This window comes from Phosphitispora sp. TUW77 (assembly GCF_048453025.1).
Taxonomy (GTDB): Bacteria; Bacillota; Thermincolia; order Thermincolales; family UBA2595; genus Phosphitispora.
In genome coordinates this window covers 693,527-713,321 of record NZ_CP156677.1, presented here as the reverse complement: position 1 = coordinate 713,321, position 19,795 = coordinate 693,527, and the positions used below count along the sequence as shown (strand labels likewise).

Sequence of the window (19,795 nt, the reverse complement as noted above, 5' to 3'; positions counted from 1 at the left end):
CATAATGTGTTTATCTTGTGATTAACATTTCCAAAAGCATATTCATAAATCATACCAGCCAACAAACCCATATCACGAGATTCCATTATCAATACAATGACAACCCCTTCAAAGACATGATTTCATAATTTTTGCACTTGTATTATTTCCCCGGCATCAATGAAGTCTCTCCCCTCAGGAATTGCCATAATTGCTTCACCACGGCTGAGCATTTGCAGCCTGCTGGTCATTTGTATAGGCTTAAAAATCGGCAATGCATTATCATCAATAAAGGTGCCATGAATAAACTGAGTCCAATCCTTTTGTCCTCTGACCGGCTCCCCTAACCTTGCGGGTACAACTGTCAGGCCCGGCTCTTTGTACCCGCACATTGTTAACAAACCCGGTAAAGCCAATTGCAAAAAAGCCATTAAGTTGGAGGGTGGACCACCTGGCAGACAAAAAACCGGTATGCTTTGAAATAGTCCAAACCCAATGGCTTTACCGGGTCCCATCCTAACCCGGTGAAACTTTTTATCCCATCCTAAGTCATCCATTATCCGAATAATCAGGTCACGCTCACCCGTCCAAGCCCCGCCGCTGGTTATCACCGCATCAAATTCTCTTAGTACTTCCTGAAGCCTTTGGCGGATTAACTCCTGATCGTCCCGAACAACCCAGGTCTTACAGGTCATACCAAATATATTACACCATTCAGCTAGTGTAACAATATTACTGGCAAATAACTGCCCTTCCAAAAGTTGTTTCCCTGGAGCTATGACCTCGTCACCTGTTGCAATAATAGCAACTTTCGGTCTTTTAAACAAGGGGACCTCAGTATAACCAGCAGCAGCCAGCATCCCTACCGCGGCCGGCTTCAACATCCTGCCTTTGGCAACCAGAAGTTCCCCTGTTTTGATGTCACTACCCAATTTTAATATATTCCGACCCTCTTCGGCAGTATTGACCACTGTAACTACCTGCCCATCATCGGAAGCATATTCATTGGCCACTACCGCAGAAGCCCCCTTGGGAATCTTCGCACCGCTCAGAATTTTTACGGCGGTTCCCGGCTTTACTGTCCCTTTCCATACACCTCCTGCCGGTATACATCCGCTAAGTCTTAGATGTACAGGGTTGTCATATGATGCAGCGGCAACATCAGCTGATTGAACAGCATAACCATCCTTTAGTGAACCATCAACCGAAGGGGAATCAACTTTGGCAAAAAGGTCTTCCGACACCACCCGTCCTGCAACTCCCGGTATTTTGCAGTATTCCGAACTCAGCGAACTGATACAGCCCATTACTTTCTGAAAAGCCTCAGAATAGGAAATTAAACTCCTTTTCATTACTAATATCCTCCGTTTATGCTGTTAATTCAATCTGTATAAAACTTCTATGAACCATTCTCAGCACTACGCGACCCGTCTACTGGATCGATAAAAATCATACATTTATCCTGAATACTTAGACATAGCCATGATTTCTTCTGCGCTTTTCTTTGCCAGCAATAAAAAACATTTTTCATTTAACACAATGGATAGCCTCCAGATACATAAAACATAATGAAAAAGGATTAAGTGTTAATAAAAACGCTATTTTTTGCGCATACGAATTAAAAAGAAACCACCAACACCCACCGCCAAAATAACAGCAATTATGATTACGATCATAATGCCTCTGTTGGCCATTCCAGTGTCATTTTGTTGTTGGTCTGCCTGGGCGGACAATGTCTGCGGCGTTTCGGGCTGGTATTGATAAGTATAATCATCTGTAGATGCGCGCAGATTAAACTGCTCCCAATAGGGCGTATCCAGTGCATCGGATGAAGATTCCGGCAGAACTTTTGTCCGCACCGAAGCCCCCGTGACCTGAAAATCATGTTCCAGGATATCCCCGCGTTCATTAGCTGTATCCAGCATCGGGACAAGCTCGGTTGAGTGCAGGACCAGCGGATTGCCCGTTTGCCCATCAACGGCTTCTACGGTGACGGTATAGGCAATATTTTCAGCAGGGACAGGAAATGGTATTTTCCCGTCGATTGCGGATTGAACCAATTCATAATTCAAGCTTGCCTGCTCTTCAAACTCAAAGCGAAAAACAAAAAAGGCAGCTTCTGAAGGCGTGCTGATGAAAAACCCCGGAAAGGTGACTGTGTTTCTGCGTTCCGAACGCTGGTAATTTGTTGCCTGCCCTACTGCATCCGACTGATTATAAACAGGGCTGCGCTGCGCGTAATCGATAAAATATTCGCCAGAATCATAGGTGGCATTTTTATTTTTATCAGTAAACGGCTCATATGTATCATAGGTGTTATTTCCAGCTTCCCTGTCGGCAAAGAACCCATGCATGACAAAAACTTCACGGATTGCATCCGCCTTTGACGGGAACTGCGCGATAGCCCGCTCGTAAAAAGTGGCGACATCTGGGAGATAATCATTTAAGAGCAGCAGTATGTCACCCAGGGACAGATCTACAGCATCATCATTTGCCGGGTCATACAGGTCCCATAACAGCCCCGCAAATGCGATTTCTTCCGCCTTCCCCCTGTATTCCCATCCCTTATAATTCAGTTCCAGATTATAATATGGTTGATACAAATTAGGGTTCGGGTAGCCGTATGTATCCGCAATGACACAGGCCATGAATTCAGCAAACCCCTCCAGCAGCGAGTCCGCAGTAGATGGATTGATGTATCCCGCGTGGTTCTCACTGCCGGGAAGCAGCTCCGGCCACATACCGTACTGGCTGAACATCGCATGATGTGAAAATTCATGCCACTCGCGGTTCATGGGGGCCTGAGGGCTGTCAAAGACTGAGTCCCAAGCGGAGATATTAATTTTTCCATACTTCGGTGAGTAATACGTTTTGCTGCCCGAAAAGGAGATGACATCAACAGGCAATTTGTAGTTCAGATTCCAATCGGTATGCGTGGTATAGAAACGCCAGGCCTCCATCATATGCCGGTACATGGCTTCGAAATGAGCCAACCCGGACAGATCAAATGCCCCCGTATAGGAGCTGTCTTTCTGTGAAGCATCCAGCAGCGAGACGTTCTGCGTCAGGTCTTTTTCCTCTTCAAGCAGAAAATATTTATTGATTCCCACAGGCTTAGCCAAATACATAATGCGGTACATGATCTGCCCGTTTTCCACATATTCCATATTGATGTAAAGGGCGCCCTGTCGGCCCTCTTCGAGCGTCGCATCATAGGGTATCTTAAAGTATCCGGCATCGTCCGTTACCGTTTCGGCCACAAACAACAGGTCATCATCAGCTTCTGATTCTTCGTAAAACAGCACTCTGCAGTTTGGAAGCGGCAGTTTATCAACCCCTGTAACCGTGCCTTCCAGATACTCAGTCTCATAAACCAGTGAATTAACAAAATCAATTGCTTTTTCAAAAATATCCAGTGCAGCATCATCCGGCGAATCACTCCCAGCCGGCCAGAATTCCAGTTGCACCAGAGCATATGACTGTTCCGAAAGCTTAAGCAGATAGTGTGCGCTAATCGGAACCGCATCATCAATATACCCCGTGTACCGCTTGCTGCTAACTTCGGTTGAATCGTCGATCACAAGACGTTCTCCCTCAGCAAGCGCTCCGCCAAATAAAAAATTTTCTTGAATGGCGTATTCTTTTGCGGCAACAGATGGTTCAAAGCTGTAAATATTGATCCAAAGTTTTGTTGTACGGTCTCCGCGGGTACCGTATAAAGCAACGTTTCTGGTACCGTCTTTCCACGGTAATAACTGTAAATTTGAAAAAGGAAGCCCCACATCTGCTGATCGAAATAATTCATCATTGAGATCCGGCAATGATTCATCTGCCAAAGCGGCCGTGGCCGAGACATTCAAAAGACCTGCAAAAATCAACAGCACGGCCAGAAAAGCTATACTATGCCTAAAAAAATTTCTTAAACCCATACCGTCATCTCCTTTTTACCGTTGTTAAACAAAATCACTTGTATTAATATTTAACCTACAACCTATCACAAAATTGCCTATATACATCAAGCAAGTGCTCATCAAGGATTGACAACGCATTTTCCTTGATTTCTACCGGAACGTCATAAGCTGCCTCAGCTATGCTGCCGGTTATTGCAGCAAGAGTGTCACTGTCTCCGCCAAGGGAAATTGCATTTCTTATTGCATCCTCAAAATCCACGCTTTCTAGAAAAGCAATGATCGCTTCAGGTACAGTTTCCTGGCAACTCTGATAAAAGCGATAATCCGGGCGTATTTCTTCAAGAGTGCGGCTCAAATCATAACCATATTTACTCTCAACATAAGCCTTTATCTCATCTTTCGTTTTTCCTTTTCGGGCAAGAAAAATGGCTGACGAAGTTGCTTGTGCGCCTTTAATGCCTTCAGGATGATTATGCGTTACAGCAGCAGAGACTTCGGCATATTGCTCTATCGTTGAGAGAGTATCAAACAACCAAGCCACTGATGAGACTCTCATAGCTGATCCATTACCCCAACTGTTATATGGATGAATGTCCTCAGAAAACAGCCAATTGCCAAAACGGCCTCCATAGCCTGCATCAGGATACATATGACCATACTTTTTCATAGATTGGATGAATGCTTCAGCACTACCACCATTAAACATTCCTTCTGCTATTGCCAAGGTCATTACCGTATCATCAGTAAAAAAGCATCCTGGGTTGAAAAGTGGAAATTCCTTTGTCTTTATATTGTTCCATTCGTAAACTGAGCCAACTATATCTCCAATGATAGCACCAATCATATTTACCTCCTGCCCCCGCGCTTCTTAGTAGCTTAACTATCCGCAATTATTTCTTCCAGCTGCTTGATAACGCTCTTCTTATTAGGCTTATACATTAGGATCATATTGACATAATCCCAGAATGAAGCAATCATATTTCCTTCATTAATAGCAAATACAACATGTGGTTCTGTAATTTTCTCAACAATAACTCCTAAATCTTCTTTCACATATAGCTGATAATCATCACGTCTGGGACTTGTATCAATTGTAACATTATAATTTTCATATGTATTTAATAGATATATTATGTTTTTCAAATGTTCCTTATAATCTTCTACTGTATATCTTACTTCAGACAACCCATCTATCCCTGTATAGCCAATTAAACCATCCTTTATTTCTAAATGATTGTCAATTTTAATTATTTCATTAAATTTTCTATCTTTTATAGTTTCTAAAAATCTTTCTCTTCTATTTATAAAATAATCCATCAGCTTATCTATGTTTCTGATATTGGCTCGCTCTAGCAAAGAACGAAAAACATGTTCAGGCATTGTAACTAATGATAAGCCTTCCACTCTTGATACCGTATTCTCAGTTTCTTTTTCAAACTCGGCTAAAGTCTGAAAATACTCCTGCCTTTTTTTATCAGTAAAGATTCGCATTAAAGGCTTGCAGATATTTAGATAACAATTAAATTCCTCTACAAGGGACTGGACTGCTTTTTTATCTTGAAATAAAACATTCATGATATTGTCAGACATGGTTTCAAAAGAATTAACTGATATACCTGCCTTTTCAGGTGCAATAAATATTGTCCTTCTAAAAATTCCATCTCTCTTTTTTGGGTAATAATAAGGTTCTATGGCCCCAGTCATATATAATGGAATCCATTTTGACAAAGCCTCCAACATTTCATTCAAATTTCGACTTACAGTATGGATTATTTTAATACGATTCCCTTGTTCAATAACCTTAAACAGCAAATTCATCCATTTAACTTGGAATGCTAAATCCTGAGTCAGCCAATCCATTGACTCATCACTATATAATAAAATTTCTCCCGGCTTCTTTTTTTCTAGGGCTATTGATAAAAACCTTATGACTGCTTCTCTTTTACCTTCCACTCCATAATATAATGAAATATCTGCCTCAGTCTTGATTATTTCAGGGGATAAAATTCTTTTCGCATCATTTTTTAAACTCCTCATCTTCATATTATTTAATCCTTCCAGGAAACCGGCTACTGATGCCGATTCAGACTTATCATCAGACACTAGCCAAAGATATACCTGTTCAGCAGCTTTTTCCGGCTCCTCTAATAATGTGACAGGCTTCTTCAGAATTTCCAGCAAAGCGTTCTTTTGATAATCTTCCACACATTGGCGCACAAAATAAGCTGCCATTTTTGATACATATTCCGCATTTGGTACGAGTCTTCTCTGACCTCTGCGTAATCTGCTAATATGTGAAGAATCCAAAGAAATATGCATAGAAAGAGAACTATTGGTCGTTTTGGTTATATTCATTAGGAAATCAAGCTTTTCATGAAATTTCATAATTAACACCTCAAGTTAATTATATAGCACAATAAGATCTTACAAATTATTTGACACGAATCTTGTCAGAATTTATTTGACAATGACAAATTCAACAAAACAATAAATTTATCCTCCGTTTTTTATATAATTTAATTTGAGGTGGTGTAATGAGATATAAAGTTTAAAAAAATATCAAATCAAAAATATTTTTGTGAGGAGGAATAAAATGAAAAAGAAGTTGCTATCCATAATTATTGTCATTGCATTTATGTTTTCAATGATTCCAATCACTCCAATAACTGCATATGCAGCTGTCGAAGGCGATTGGCTTTACACACTTTATGACGGAGATACAACTGCTGCCATTACCGGTTATACCGGTACTGATGCAAACATCACTATCCCATCAACTATTGCCGGGAAACCGGTTACTCGAATCGGCAGCAACGCATTCAAAGACAATACAACCGTAACATCTGTTATCATACCAGATACTGTTCTGCGCATTGAGAGCAGTGCATTCCAGAACAGTGCTGTTACTTCAGTTAATTTGGGTGATGGTGTTACATATATTGGCCAGTTTGCCTTTAATGGAACAAATATTACTTCTATATCCATTCCAAGCACTGTCGAGACAATTGATATTTCGGCATTTGCTCTTTGTTCACAGCTTTCCGATGTAACAATAAATGGTAACAATTTATCTTCTCTTGGGTGGGGTGCATTTTCTGACACAGCGATATCTGATTTCAGAATACCTACATCTTTATCAGTCATAGATGACTACACTTTCCAAAGTTGTGCTTCACTTACATCAATCACTATTCCCTCCAATATAACTGATTTAGGATTATCTGCATTCAACTCGTGTTCTAATCTTGTTTCAGCAACCTTTGCAGGCAATGCACCAAGTATGGCAAATTTTGTTTTCCCTAATGTTCATCCAAATTTTACTGTATATTATTACAACGGAGCAACAGGTTTTACGACCCCGACCTGGACACCGAACTTTGAAACATACGATACTATTATGTTAGAAATCCCGGATACTGTAGCTCCAGATCTTTACGGCTACTCAGTCTGGAGAAGTGATTCCTCAACTGCTATTACTCGCTTTATGTCAAATGAATCAGGCACATATTATTACATGGTATCAGATGAAAATACCGCCCCTTCCACAGAAGATCTTTCCAGCTGGACACTCGGTACAGCAATATCCGCAGATACAACTATCACTTTTTCTCCTTTAGGGTTAACTACCGGAGAAAAATATGTTCACCTCACAGTGAAAGACGCCTCAAATAACGTCAGTGATGTTGTAACGGTTTCAATGCCGCAAGATTATTGCTACTTTGAAACTTTTGAAGCATACCCTCTCAATACGAATATTGCTTCAGGTGAACTGGCTCCAATTTCTCAAATTCATAACGGAACCGGTGACGCTAATCAAAAGGTTGTTGCCGCAGTCGACAGTACATCCTCAAAAATGCTCAGCCTTAGCTCAACTTCGGGCAATGCTTCTGATCAGGTTGTCCTTCTTAACGAGGACCTCCTTGCCGGCTTAAGCAGTTATACCTTTGAAGGAGATGTCTACCCATTAAACACTGATGGATGGCAACTGCGTTTTTCTTTTACAAACGGCAACTATGAAGGCTCTAATGAAGCCGGTGTATTTTTTATAGATGGAACAATTACTACTGCAACAAGAAGTGGTGAAATTCAACTAAAAGACAGTTATACTGCAAACCAGTGGCATCACGTTAAAATTGTAGTCTCACCATTAACTAATAAATATTCCGTATATGTCGATGACGAACTACTTAACGATTCCCTTAATCTTCCATCCGGTATCGACAGATTAGCTATTACAGCAGGACATGGTAAAACTGCATACTACGATAATCTTGAATTCTATGCTGTACCTGCACCTTCAGTCTGCAAAATTCTTGATACAAACTATTCCTCCTTAAATTCTGCTCTGCAATCTGTAACTGAAGGACAAACTATTGTCCTTCTAGATGATATTGAATATAATGAAAATATTTGGGCAGGTTCAAGTTACTGTCCTTCATTTACCTTGGATTTAAACGGATATGAACTAACCGTGTCCAATACCGAGGTTCCCCTTGCCGCACTTGAGGGTTATTCTTTATCTGTAATTGACAACTCAGTTGATGGCGAAGGTATTCTTACACTTTATGCAATAGGTGATAGTGCACCAACTGGTGTAACGGCAGTAGATTATAATAGTTCTGTATCCATTGATTCCGATGTGACCACATCCATCACCGCAGTTGGCAATAACAGCAAAGGAGTTTCCGCATATTACAGAGGAGCCGTTGAAATTGGCAATTGTGATATTCTTGCTGATACATACGGAATTTTTGCTCAGGATGGCGGAGACATAACCGTACACGGCGATGTTACTGTTACATCTGAAGATGGATACGGTGCTTATGCTGTCAGTGGTATTTATGGCGGATTAATCACTGTTGACGGTGAAATCAATGCCTCAAATTATATCAGAATAAATGACGCTGTATTCTCCGGCCCTGCTCAAAGTATACAGCCTACTACAAAAGAAGGCTACTTGACATATAAGGATACCGGGGACAGCGCAAATCCTCAGGGTACTGTCTGGGTAGCGGAAGAGGAAGTGCCAAACTGGAACCAGGGAATAGTATCTGGCGATCAGTATCCATTTGGCGGCGGAGATGGTTCTTCTGCCGAAACTGCTTATGAAATATCAACTTCCGAACAGCTTGCTCAACTTGCATATAATGTTAACAATGGAAACGACTACTCAGAAAAATATTTCAAATTGGTAAATGATCTTGATCTTGCCGGAAAGGAATGGACTCCGATAGGTTATCGTTTTTACCCGGGATTTGAACTTGGTTTTAACGGCAGCTTTGATGGAAACGGTAACACCATCAACAATATGACTATTGGCAGTGTTTTTTCTCCTGAAGCCGGAGGAACTCAAACCCAAGCAGGTCTTTTCGGAGCAGTAAAATATCAAGCAAACATCCAAAATCTTAACTTAAATGGAGAAGTATATGTAAATTCAGTTACCAGTGTGGGTATGCTAATCGGATACTGCGAATCCGATGGAACAGTTAGCGACTGCTCTGCTTCCGGTAGCATCGTTTCAATAGGCAGCGGTGATCTAAGAATAGGTGGTTTAATTGGTGATACTTCAGGCACTTCAATAATCAATTGCACATCCGATGTAGATATCACTGCATCAAGCGGTACGGCAATTGGCGGGCTGATCGGCTACCATGGAGCCTTCTCATATGACCGCATAAGACCGTTTAATGGCGGCATTTATACAGGCTCTCTGACGGCAGGAAATGTTCCCAGCTATGGCGGTGTTGGCGGAATAGCCGGAAAAAGCTATGGCTATACTATTATTTTCAATTCTGTCAATAAAGGAATTGTATCCGGTACAGAAGGTAATATTGGAGGAATAGTAGGAATTCTTCATAACGAAGGAATTATCAATTGCTATTCTTCAGGAGCAGTTTCAGGAAGCGGAAACTATCCGACTAATGTTGGCGGTATCAACGGATTAATAGATTATGGTCGTGTCTACAATTGTTATGTTTCAGGAGGAGTCTCTTCAACAGGAACTGCTCTTGTTGGGGCTCTAGTCGGTTATGGTAACTCCGGAACTATCGTATCAAACGGATATTTTGATGATACTGTGAATCCGGATCTTGCTCATGTCCGTTCAACCAGTGGAAGCAAGTATTTCCTCTATGAATTTACTACAGAAGAAATGAAAGGTGCTGATCCCGGAGTAGATGTTGAATATTCTGCAGGTATATATGCTTCCGGTGAAGGCGCTTTTGAGTCTGCTCTGAACGGTTGGGTCGAACTTAATCAAGATAATTATCCTGACACAGAATTTTCTCCATGGGATACACTACTTCCCTTTAATGACGGATATCCGTTCCTTACGGAAGTTCAAGTTCCCGGACCTGAACATGATGCTTCCCTTGAAAGCCTCTCTGTTTCAGAAGTTGATTTATCTCCTGCCTTTAACAGTGAAATAACCGATTATTCTGCAAACGTCATAAACAGCATAGATACTATAACAGTAACTGCCATACCAATAAATAGTGAAGCTGTGGTTTCAATTAACGGAACTGATACTACTTCAAAAGATATTGACCTTAATGTTGGAGAAAACATCATAGCTATATCTGTTATTGCCGAAGATAGTATGACTACCCAAGCTTACACGATAAATATACAAAGAGCAGCTTCTTCAGGTGGCGGCAGTTCTTATACTCCTCCAACTATTGTAATCAATACGGAAGATAACAATAGTTCGACCACAAACAGTACAGAAATATCTTCCGCCACAACATCAGGAAACACTTCTGCTGCGGTAAGCACTTCTATAGTAGATGCTCTCCTTGATAAAATCTCATCTGTCGGAGGAAGTGATAAGAATGACCTTATTGAACTTCTCATCGATACACAAGAAGATACTGATGAATTAAATGTAAGTATACTACAAAAAAATCTGGAAGAAATAAGTGATGAAACAGATGCTGGGTTGAGCATAACTTCATCGTTTATATCCATACTCTTTGATGCTAAGGCACTGGAAACGATTTCTGCTGCTGAAAGTGGAGGAACAATTATCATATCTGCTGGCATCATCGATAACAACTCCCTGTCAGAAGAAGCCAAGGCAAAAGTACAAGGAAGGCCCGTATATGACCTGACTGTTATGAATGGAAACACACAAGTTTCTGACTTTAATAGCGGTCATGCAACGGTAACAATCCCATATACACTTCAACCAGGAGAAAATCCTAATACCGTCGTCATTTACTACCTTACAGATGACAGAAAGTTGATAACTGTAAGAGGCCATTATGATTCAGCACTTAAATCAGTGATATTTAAGACAAAACATTTTTCTGAATTTGTGATTGGCTATAATCCGGTTGGGTTTGCAGATGTTGGTGAAAATGCATGGTATAAAACAGCTGTGGATTTCATCGCTGCCCGAGGCATCACATCAGGTACCGGTGATAATAACTATAGTCCTGAAGCAAAATTAACAAGAGCACAGTTTGTTGTTCTCCTTATGAAGGCTTATCAAATCAATACTCAGAGCCAAGGTACATCCAATCCGATTGAAAACTTTACAGATGCAGGCAACACCTACTACACAGATTACCTGCTTGCAGCCAAAAACCTTGGTATCGTAAATGGAGTGGGTAACAATATGTTTGCCCCAGAGAAAGAAATAACGCGTCAGGAAATGTTTGTCATGCTCTACAATGCTTTAAAAGTAATTGATGAAGTTCCCAATTCAGTAAATGACAACCAACTTTCCAGTTTCAATGATGCAGCGGATATTGCCGAGTGGGCTGAAGAAGCAACTTCCACTCTCATCAAGGCCGGCGTAGTGAGTGGAAACAATAACAGCCTTTATCCTGGAACAAGCACCACACGAGCTGAAATTGCACAACTTCTCTACAATCTTTTATCTTAAAAAGGCTTGGCTTAGCTGTAAAGGCGCACTGACCAAAATAAATCCCCCGGAACGAGCTGTTTTACGTTCCGGGGGATTTGTCAATTTGATGATATTAATGAAAGATAGAATATCAATACATGGTCAGTTGTTCCGGAGCAACATACCTCATCACATCTTCATCTTCTTCAGCCCTTACATCCTTGACAACCACTCTCATCCGACCATCCTGAAGGATATCCTGATTTAAAAGATAACTGACACCAAACCTTGACGTTATTTCTCTGGGAATTCTATGACCAGGAGCTATTAGCTGGATATCATTCTGCTTCATAATTTTGAACATGGGGTCCCAAAGATAAACAGCAGAGGTAGCTCCAAAAGGATTATCGGCTATTATTACTTTTTTGGTTTTCACCGCAACATTAGTAATAGACAACATTCTAATAAAGGAAATTAAGCAGGCGGCAAAAATAAAGTAAAGGGAATTGTTTTGCCCCTCGGAACCAATAGCATGTTCCCACCTATAAAACCTGGAGTTCTCAGGAATACTCTCGATCTTATATAATCTTACGGCAGCTTTATCCATGTCAGCAATCTGAGCCAAAAGCTCCTTTGTAGACAGCCTGGCTGCAACACGTTTTCGTTCAACTACATCAACTTCCCCAATCTCCCTGATAATTGCGTCAATATGAGCCTTCAGTCGCAAATGTTTATCCTTATCCTCAAATTCCTTTATGTTTAGCTCTATCATGTTGGTCCGACGGCCATAAACCTCTATCCTTGAAAGAGCCTCCAGCTTCTTCAGATGCCCCAATACAAGTTCCGCCCTTTGCCCGCATCGACGAGTAAAATCTTCCTGATAGCTTTCTAGCTGCTCTATATCAGTGGTAATTTTCTTCATTTGCTCATCGATATTTGCTATATATTCAACAAAGGCATGCTTCCGTGACTGGCATTGGGCTGCACTTTCCGGCTTCCTGATCTTACCCAATTCCTCAATTGGTTCATGAATAACGAAATTATTGGCCTCCGCCTGGACGGTTCCTATCCTGTCATCCCATTTATGGACTAACCGACCAATAATATCCTGTAAACGGCGGTATTCTTTTTGGAATTGACGATACTCCTGGATTTCTGATGCTATTAATTCATTATCTGTTACATTTTCTTGGTCCATAAAAGACTCATAATCTTCCTTCTGATCAAAGAGCTTGCTTAGACTGTCTTTCATTCTTTCCAATGCCTTATTGGCATTCTCTATTTCTCCGGCGAAGCTCATGATAAGCTGTTGAGCCTGGTCAACTTCCTCTTGATAGCGGCTTTGTGTATCATACTGTGGTAAAAGGGTTGTCGGTTCAACTTCGGCTGTTCTTAAGATTTCTTTAAGCTGCCCTTGAAATCTCTCAATAGCCAAATTTATTTTCATAATCCTTTCACCTAAAGCTTTTAATTTTTTACCATTCTCCGCCTTAGCCTCTTTGGCTTTTCCTATCATTACCTCAGTTGGAATTATGATCACATTGCCCTGCGCTTCCTCTTTTTCAACTTCTTCCAGATTACCCCCGCAATCTCTAAAAATTCTCTTATTGATGGCTTCCATTTTGTTTTCAGCATCCTTTAGATCATCTCTAAGTCTGCTTTCCTCATCATATCTCCCACTTAAAGCTTCATGCAAGACTCTATACTCTGCACGAGCCTGAGTGAGAGCCAAGTTGTTTTCTATTGGAACAAACCTGTCCAATTGCTGCCTTTCCTTTTTTAGGTCGTGTAGATCAAGGTTTAGCCTTTCTAACCGCTGAATCTCAGCATCCAGCTGTTCTTTTAGTTTAACGGCTCTATTCTTAATCTTTTGAATACTGTCCTTAACCGCTTCATCGTTTTTCCTTTTTTCGCCCAACTGCTTGCGAACCTCAATCAGCTTTTCTCCATTTTTTTGGTTTTCCATCAACTTTTCGATTTTATTCCGGCAATCCGCTGTTAACCCTGCAAGTTCTGCATGCCGCCCATTAAGAGTAGCTTTTTCTTCAGTAAGCCCACCCTTCTTACGGTGCAAATCGTCTATAACTGCATTTAAATCTGCAATTTCCGTCTCAATGCTTGTGACCATTTTCTCCATCTTTTCAATTTCATCCAAAGGATACTTGGCATAAAAAGCATCAACTTCAGATAACTCACCAGTTAGTTCACTAATCCTTGTTCCTGCAGCAATGATTTCCTTGTCCATGGTTTCAAGTTGAGCTTCTATACCCAGGAGATATTCTTCGTAGCAAGCGTTATCCAGCAATAAATCCGAGAAACCGCACAAATAGTAGACATCTTCCTGTGTCCCGGCATTCATTAAACGTACTGTATCTAAATTAACGACCGGAACGGGGTAATCAGAGGAAAAGTCTACTCTTAGGCTGCCCTTCTTTAGCTTGCCAAAAGACACCTTATCAACTATAACGGCAAAGGGTAAGCATAGCATTTCCTGAAGAATAGTTTCCTTCTCTTTAGGTTCCATTCCGGCTATCCAGTCAATTCCGGCTTGCACAAATTCGCATTTAGTGCTCAGTTGAGCAGCCAAAGCCAAAATTTCCTCATTAGGCACATAATAGCCCCGTTCCTCAGACAAATTCTTCTTTTGACGCCTTCTGCTTACTTCTATCTCCTTTTCAAGCTTGTTTAGATTCTCTTGATAAATTAATTTGCGGAGAGTTTCCCCATATTCTTCGATGCTGCTTTCCCCAAAGGCTGCAGCCTTTTCCTGCAGTTTAAGATGCACGTTCCGGCAGCCTGTCAGCCAGTCCTCCAATGGCGTTTTTGCTGCCAATTTTCCTTTTATATCTCCTTTTAAATTCTCAATGGCAATATCAGTATTATGTAATTCTTCCTCAAGGACTGTTAACCTATCAGACAGGAATTCTTTTTCTGATGTGTATCCCTTTAGTTCATCATCCAATTTACTTAAAAACTGCTCAGGCGAAAAAATGGCTTCCGTTTCTCCCATCGCAAGAAAGAAATTATTGATTTCCTGAAACCTGGCCTGCAAGTTCGTCTCTTGCTCAGAAAGACGATTTATAATTACCCCCAATTCGGAAGCCTTTTTCTCCTCAATTATCAGGTTTTCCTGGGCTTGCTTACCTTCTTCTTCAAGTTTAGCCCTACTATGTTTTGCCTTGACTTCGGAAGCTTCCAGTTCTTTAAAAAGCTTATCCACTAGAAACTTAAGCCTGCCTCCTGCTTGCCTGTGATCCTGCTTTAACACATCGCCATCAGTCTCCAGCGTTTGGAGACGTCGGTGTATTTCCATAACTTTAGCTTTTTCATTTCGATACTCTCCATAGCCCTCCAGAGTCAAGAGGTTATTCAATTGCTTCTCCAGATCTTCCTGCCTTTGCTCTGCCTGTTTCTGTTCCTCCACCATACACAGCTGAACTGTTATCAGTTTTTTCTTTCTATATTCAACTAACCCCGCCTCCAGCAGCTTTTTTAGCTGTAAAGCCTCGTCGTAGCCCGCATGGTTGTTTTCTAATTTAGCGGTTATTGTTTCTTGTTCCTTTTCCAGTGCCTGGATTTTTTCTTCAATAAGGTTTTTTATTGCAACAGCTTGGTTCTTGCAGGCTTCATATTCTAGATAACACTTTAAAAATTCGTCATTTCGTCTGCCGAACTCGTCATAGTATTCCTTAATCTTTTCATATTCCGACATATGTCCCTTCAGCCGCCGGTACTCATTGAGCCTGTCGCGAATTTCGATTAAGGTGTCAGCCAACAGCAGGCTGTCATTCTTATTCCTTTCATCCTTATCTAATGCCTCTACATCCTCAATAAGCTTTACAAATAGATTCTCAATGAGTTTTCGGGAGGTGGTGTTTTGCCTAAAATAAGACTCAATATTATTCTCACCACTGTTGATGCCTTTAATGATATTCCATTCCGCAGGTAAAAGATGATGGGCAGAAATATAACGTTGATACTGGTCAATCCTGTCAAATAATGATGCCGGTAATCCTTTTTGCCTCATTTGCTGAACATACTTTCGGATATCATCAAAAGCAGCATAGCTTTTCTTCCCGGCCTCTTCGTTTCGCAGGGCCAGAGACCTTATATTTGTAATTTTGTAATCGTTGTAGAAAACGCACCAATTCAAGTGTTCAATTTCTGATGCTTGGAGGACCTCATCCTCTTCAGCCACATCACCGCTCGCCAGTTCCGTATTACCCTTTCTTTTGCGCGCCGAAAAACCAGTTAGCAAATATTTATAGTCGCTTCCTTCTTCCAGAATCCATTCTACAGCAACGTGAGAAGTTCTTTCCTTTCCACCCTGAAACAAGAGGCTTAAAGGTTTCTCCCTGCGGAGATTCGACTTTGGCAGCACTGTCTGTAAAATCATAAGCAGCAACAGAGATTTCCCACCACCGTTTTCCAGGTCATAGGTCGTGTTTTTCCCACCCAACTCCATGTAAAAGTCATCATAGAACTGGGTTGCGTTATTAAAATGAACATTCACAAGGCGAATACAATTTATATGAGGCATTAGCTTACAACCTCCAGGCTTTTGACAAAGGACAGCAGGTCCTTCCTGTTGTCCCTGTCCTCATAATAGTTCCAGATTATCGACTTAAATCGTTCGGTAGGGTAGATAATCCTCTGGTTCAGTTCCAGGATAATCAGTTTCTCAGCACTTAAAAACCTGCAAATATTTTCGACAAAAGCAACTTTATCGTTTTTCCCTCCAGCCACCCCTTCTCGGGCATCGGGTAATCTTTGCCAAACCTTGCAGATTTCTGCAAAGTCAAATTGGTTCTCCTGGCTGACTGCTTCTAAGTCCTCCATATTGAAAAGCGTCTCTATCCGCTGGGAAACACCCTCAACTAAGTCCCCTATTTTGATATAGGCTATCGGTGTATCTGGATATGCTTCCTTATAAAACATAGTAATAAAAGTCATAATGACAAAATACCCGGTAAAAAGTTCGTTATTAGTAGTTATGTAGCTAATCTTGTTTCGCATTTCTTCATTGGTCCAGCCAAAAAGCCTGCTTCCCACCTCGGGACAAATGAACAGCTTGTCATTTCCCGAAAAAACCCTAAGCTCTAGCTTAGTAGCGATATGATTAAGCATTTCCTCAACATCTGTGCGGTAACGGTACTTTTCGTATAAGAGGCCGTTTCTGTTTTTACTGACTTCTTCACCTTGCAGCAGAGCTTTTAGTATTGCCAGCGCTTCATCCAACACATCGAATGTTTCCGAAGTTATCATATTCGTTCACCTCTAAAAATCATATTTGTAATCTTCAATCCCGGCAACAGCTCCACTTCCTCTTCGGGGAAGGACTTGACTGTAACCTGGTTTATGGCTTCTGACTTAGACAGACTTGCCTTAAGAAATACTTCTTCGATAGTTTTCAGTTCTTCGTCCATTTGGCCGTTCACGTTAGCAAAATCAATAGTTCTGGAGTATTGACCAATCTGTTTGTCCCGGTTCAGCGCCAACAAAAAACTTAAAAAATCTCCGTTATAAACAGTATCCTCTGAATATCTTTCCATCAGTCTGCTGCAGAATTCCCGGAGAGTGACCTGTCCTTCCGAGGTGCATAATTCTTCCAAGAGCCTGGAGGCATAGAAGACGAAATTTTTTCTGACCCGCTTACTGGTTATTTGGTCAATTGTCTCCCTGTCTCCCATAACATCATGGTCCTGGCTTTCTTCACTTACTTGACAGCTCTTTACCAAACGCTGTGACTCAAGGGCTCTTAGAGGATTAAAACTTTTTCTGACATATGGCTTCAGCAGGGGCTCAAACAAGAATTTCAGAGCCTCAGGCTGTGCGTCTTCCTTCACAAGTTTTTCAAACTCACCCTGAAAGTTGAACCGTTCAGTAAAGATTGCTTTTCTTCTGACCCCCAAAGCTTGATCGTACTCCCTGGTAAACCCCACAGCTTCCTTTAATAGTTGTGTATGCAGGGTCTGGGCCCGGCCAATTTCCTTTTCAATGATTTTTATTAGCGTAAAGGTGCTTTTCTCTTTATCCGTAGCTTCACCGTTATTAATTCTCTCCACGTACTCATCAAAAACACTTCTGACATTTTTGATTGCCACACCAAACAGCTCAGCTTCTTCTTCAAATTGCATGACAATACTGTGATGATAATTGTGATACGCTTCTCCCGAGTCATTAAGACCATACATCAGTGATTCCAGGAGCGAGTATTTACGATCTTTCTTTTTCTGAACCTCCATGTTAAGCCTTCTCACCGTCTCATAGGCAAAGCCAAAAGCACCCTTTTCCATCTGCTTTTGAAACAAAAGCAGGTTAATGGTTATCTTGGTTTCCTCAGGAAATTCCTTTGTCCTGAGATAAAAGTCAACTCCCTGCTCGGTTATGTAATATTGGAGCACACCTTCACCAGATTGTTTAATTTCAAGGAACTTGACATATTTTTCCCTAAATTTTCCCGTTATAAAACTGTAGGTTTCTATAACAAAATTACGGCCGCCATTTTGCAGTCCATCCAATATGTCTGCTGTCAGGCTTTGTAACTCCTCCTGTGCAAACTTCCTGTTCATGATGCGCTGTAATGCCTTATTTAAAAAGGCCTGCAAATCCTCAAAGGTAATTCCCCGATGTTTAAGCTTCCCTTCATAAATCAGGTAGGATAAACTTAAAAAACAAAGCTCAGGAATTATCCTCGAAGACTCTTCTTCCTTTTTCCTTTTTCTCAGCATTTCCATAAAAGGATAATAGACCTTGACCTGCTCCAGCCGTAAATCCAGTTCTTCTAAAAATTCCTCTACAAGGGTCAGTTCGGGGTCTTTCCCTCCAGTGTTTTCCTTTATGATTTCACGGGCCAGCATGTCGTCTTTGTCGATAAAATTATTGTTACGCCTTAAATCAATCATTAGTTATCCTTCCAAACCTTTCTCTCATTTCGGTAGCAGAAAGGGCTTCTTGAGGTATATAGAAACCATCTTCCAAATGTCTCTTCAGCTTTACCGCCCATACGGATTCAAAACCCTTGATAAATCTGTCGATATTTTCCTTTCTAACTACCTGATTCTTTGGAGTTTCCTTAGGTGCCTTTCTCTGGCCTATATGCAAAACAGCCTGATAGCCTTCATAAAAAGGATTTATCTTATATTGCGAAAACTTTTCCGCAAGCTCACAATAAATGTTTATGCCCTCTGCGTCCAAGTCACCGAAATAGAAAAAACTATCCGTAACCGGGGTGACACCATATTCATCAATAAACTTAAAACTACTGATGATTTTCTTTCCTTCCCCGTAAACAAGCATATCTACTTTAATATCTGATGGAGCATCCATAATATGGCCTTTAAAAGACCAGAAGGTGTCCTTGTTTTCAATAATAAAAATATTTCTTGATGAAAGTGAATGAAACTCTCTGTTCTGAAAACTAAAAAAGGGCTCAACGGTCTCTGCACAGGCTAAATCAGCATAGCTTAAGCCCAATCTTTTCAAAACTGTTTCTCCACGGCTTCTGATTTTAGGTGCACCCTTAAAAAATTTCTCATCACCAAAAAGCTGGTACGCCCTTTCGTTTAATGTTACCATATCCTTATTTCCATCTTTAAGAAAAGCACAAATGGCAGCAATAATTTCACAGTCATTAACATAATCCCCGGGATTTTTAATGTAGTGGTCCAGTGCAGCCGGTGGCGTTATATTATTAATTATTTGCTTTATTAAATCGTTATCTTTTTCTGCTCGCTTTTTATTCATTTTATATTTCAAATGCAGCCCGCGAACGGTTTTCGGTTTACCTACAGGCGAAATGATTTGTCCGGAAACAAGGTCCAAAACTGCTTCATTAAAGACAGTCTGTCCTTCCGAGCTTTGAAGAAAAGCAGGCATATCACTATTAACACCTTCGACAGCACTGAGTAGATTTTCTAAAAGGATATACTTATTATCAGAACGGTTAATTTCCTTCTCCAAGCTTTTTAATACTGCTTTCTTAAAATACTCAACCTGCCACATTTACTCAAGCTCCTCTTCTACATTATCCAAGTCTGCATTTGAGCGCATAAAA

General features: G+C 40.8%; 9 protein-coding genes. 1 reads left to right on the top strand and 8 read right to left on the bottom strand.

The window, feature by feature from the left end; translation table 11 throughout:
• Nucleotides 1-122 precede the first annotated feature (122 nt).
• The 4 genes from glp to ABFY19_RS03300 all read right to left on the bottom strand — a co-directional run bounded on the left by glp (nucleotide 123) and on the right by ABFY19_RS03300 (nucleotide 6,275).
• Complete coding sequence (glp, locus tag ABFY19_RS03315; protein ID WP_418791821.1) at nucleotides 123-1,331, bottom strand: gephyrin-like molybdotransferase Glp; 1,209 nt, start codon at nucleotides 1,329-1,331, stop codon at nucleotides 123-125.
• Nucleotides 1,332-1,577: 246 nt separating this feature from the next.
• Nucleotides 1,578-3,908 (bottom strand): hypothetical protein, encoded by a 2,331-nt coding sequence (locus ABFY19_RS03310; protein ID WP_418791820.1) that lies wholly within the window; start codon nucleotides 3,906-3,908, stop codon nucleotides 1,578-1,580.
• A 55-nt stretch (nucleotides 3,909-3,963) separates the two neighbouring features.
• The gene (locus ABFY19_RS03305; RefSeq protein WP_418791819.1) at nucleotides 3,964-4,734 is read right to left on the bottom strand and encodes an ADP-ribosylglycohydrolase family protein; all 771 of its coding nucleotides are present in this window, start codon (nucleotides 4,732-4,734) and stop codon (nucleotides 3,964-3,966) included.
• A 32-nt stretch (nucleotides 4,735-4,766) separates the two neighbouring features.
• Complete coding sequence (locus ABFY19_RS03300; protein ID WP_418791818.1) at nucleotides 4,767-6,275, bottom strand: transcriptional regulator; 1,509 nt, start codon at nucleotides 6,273-6,275, stop codon at nucleotides 4,767-4,769.
• A 208-nt stretch (nucleotides 6,276-6,483) separates the two neighbouring features.
• On the opposite strand from ABFY19_RS03300, the gene ABFY19_RS03295 reads away from it, so the two are divergent.
• Complete coding sequence (locus tag ABFY19_RS03295) at nucleotides 6,484-11,778, top strand: leucine-rich repeat protein (protein WP_418791817.1); 5,295 nt, start codon at nucleotides 6,484-6,486, stop codon at nucleotides 11,776-11,778.
• Nucleotides 11,779-11,890: 112 nt separating this feature from the next.
• On the opposite strand, the gene ABFY19_RS03290 is transcribed toward ABFY19_RS03295, so the two are convergent.
• The 4 genes from ABFY19_RS03290 to ABFY19_RS03275 are packed head-to-tail and all read right to left on the bottom strand — an operon-like array spanning nucleotide 11,891 to nucleotide 19,743.
• Nucleotides 11,891-16,279: a hypothetical protein gene (locus ABFY19_RS03290; RefSeq protein WP_418791816.1), complete on the bottom strand. Its 4,389-nt coding sequence runs from the start codon at nucleotides 16,277-16,279 to the stop codon at nucleotides 11,891-11,893.
• Complete coding sequence (locus ABFY19_RS03285; protein ID WP_418791815.1) at nucleotides 16,279-17,004, bottom strand: DUF6063 family protein; 726 nt, start codon at nucleotides 17,002-17,004, stop codon at nucleotides 16,279-16,281. The genes ABFY19_RS03290 and ABFY19_RS03285 overlap by 1 nt, the downstream gene beginning before the upstream one ends.
• Entirely contained in the window at nucleotides 17,001-18,644 is a 1,644-nt protein-coding gene (locus tag ABFY19_RS03280; protein ID WP_418791814.1) for a hypothetical protein, read from the bottom strand. Before ABFY19_RS03280 ends, ABFY19_RS03285 begins: the two co-directional genes overlap by 4 nt.
• On the bottom strand, nucleotides 18,637-19,743 hold the full coding sequence (locus ABFY19_RS03275; RefSeq protein ID WP_418791813.1) for a Wadjet anti-phage system protein JetD domain-containing protein: 1,107 nt from the start codon (nucleotides 19,741-19,743) through the stop codon (nucleotides 18,637-18,639). Before ABFY19_RS03275 ends, ABFY19_RS03280 begins: the two co-directional genes overlap by 8 nt.
• Between the last annotated feature and the right edge of the window lie 52 nt (nucleotides 19,744-19,795).

What these genes read in the sequence shown, in the direction of transcription:
- ABFY19_RS03275 (WP_418791813.1), bottom strand. Translation starts at nt 19,743, where the DNA reads ATGTGGCAGGTTGAGTATTTTAAGAAAGCAGTATTAAAAAGCTTGGAG.
- ABFY19_RS03300 (WP_418791818.1), bottom strand. Translation starts at nt 6,275, where the DNA reads ATGAAATTTCATGAAAAGCTTGATTTCCTAATGAATATAACCAAAACG.
- ABFY19_RS03280 (WP_418791814.1), bottom strand. Translation starts at nt 18,644, where the DNA reads ATGATTGATTTAAGGCGTAACAATAATTTTATCGACAAAGACGACATG.
- ABFY19_RS03310 (WP_418791820.1), bottom strand. Translation starts at nt 3,908, where the DNA reads ATGGGTTTAAGAAATTTTTTTAGGCATAGTATAGCTTTTCTGGCCGTG.
- ABFY19_RS03305 (WP_418791819.1), bottom strand. Translation starts at nt 4,734, where the DNA reads ATGATTGGTGCTATCATTGGAGATATAGTTGGCTCAGTTTACGAATGG.
- glp (WP_418791821.1), bottom strand. Translation starts at nt 1,331, where the DNA reads ATGAAAAGGAGTTTAATTTCCTATTCTGAGGCTTTTCAGAAAGTAATG.
- ABFY19_RS03290 (WP_418791816.1), bottom strand. Translation starts at nt 16,279, where the DNA reads ATGCCTCATATAAATTGTATTCGCCTTGTGAATGTTCATTTTAATAAC.
- ABFY19_RS03295 (WP_418791817.1), top strand. Translation starts at nt 6,484, where the DNA reads ATGAAAAAGAAGTTGCTATCCATAATTATTGTCATTGCATTTATGTTT.
- ABFY19_RS03285 (WP_418791815.1), bottom strand. Translation starts at nt 17,004, where the DNA reads ATGATAACTTCGGAAACATTCGATGTGTTGGATGAAGCGCTGGCAATA.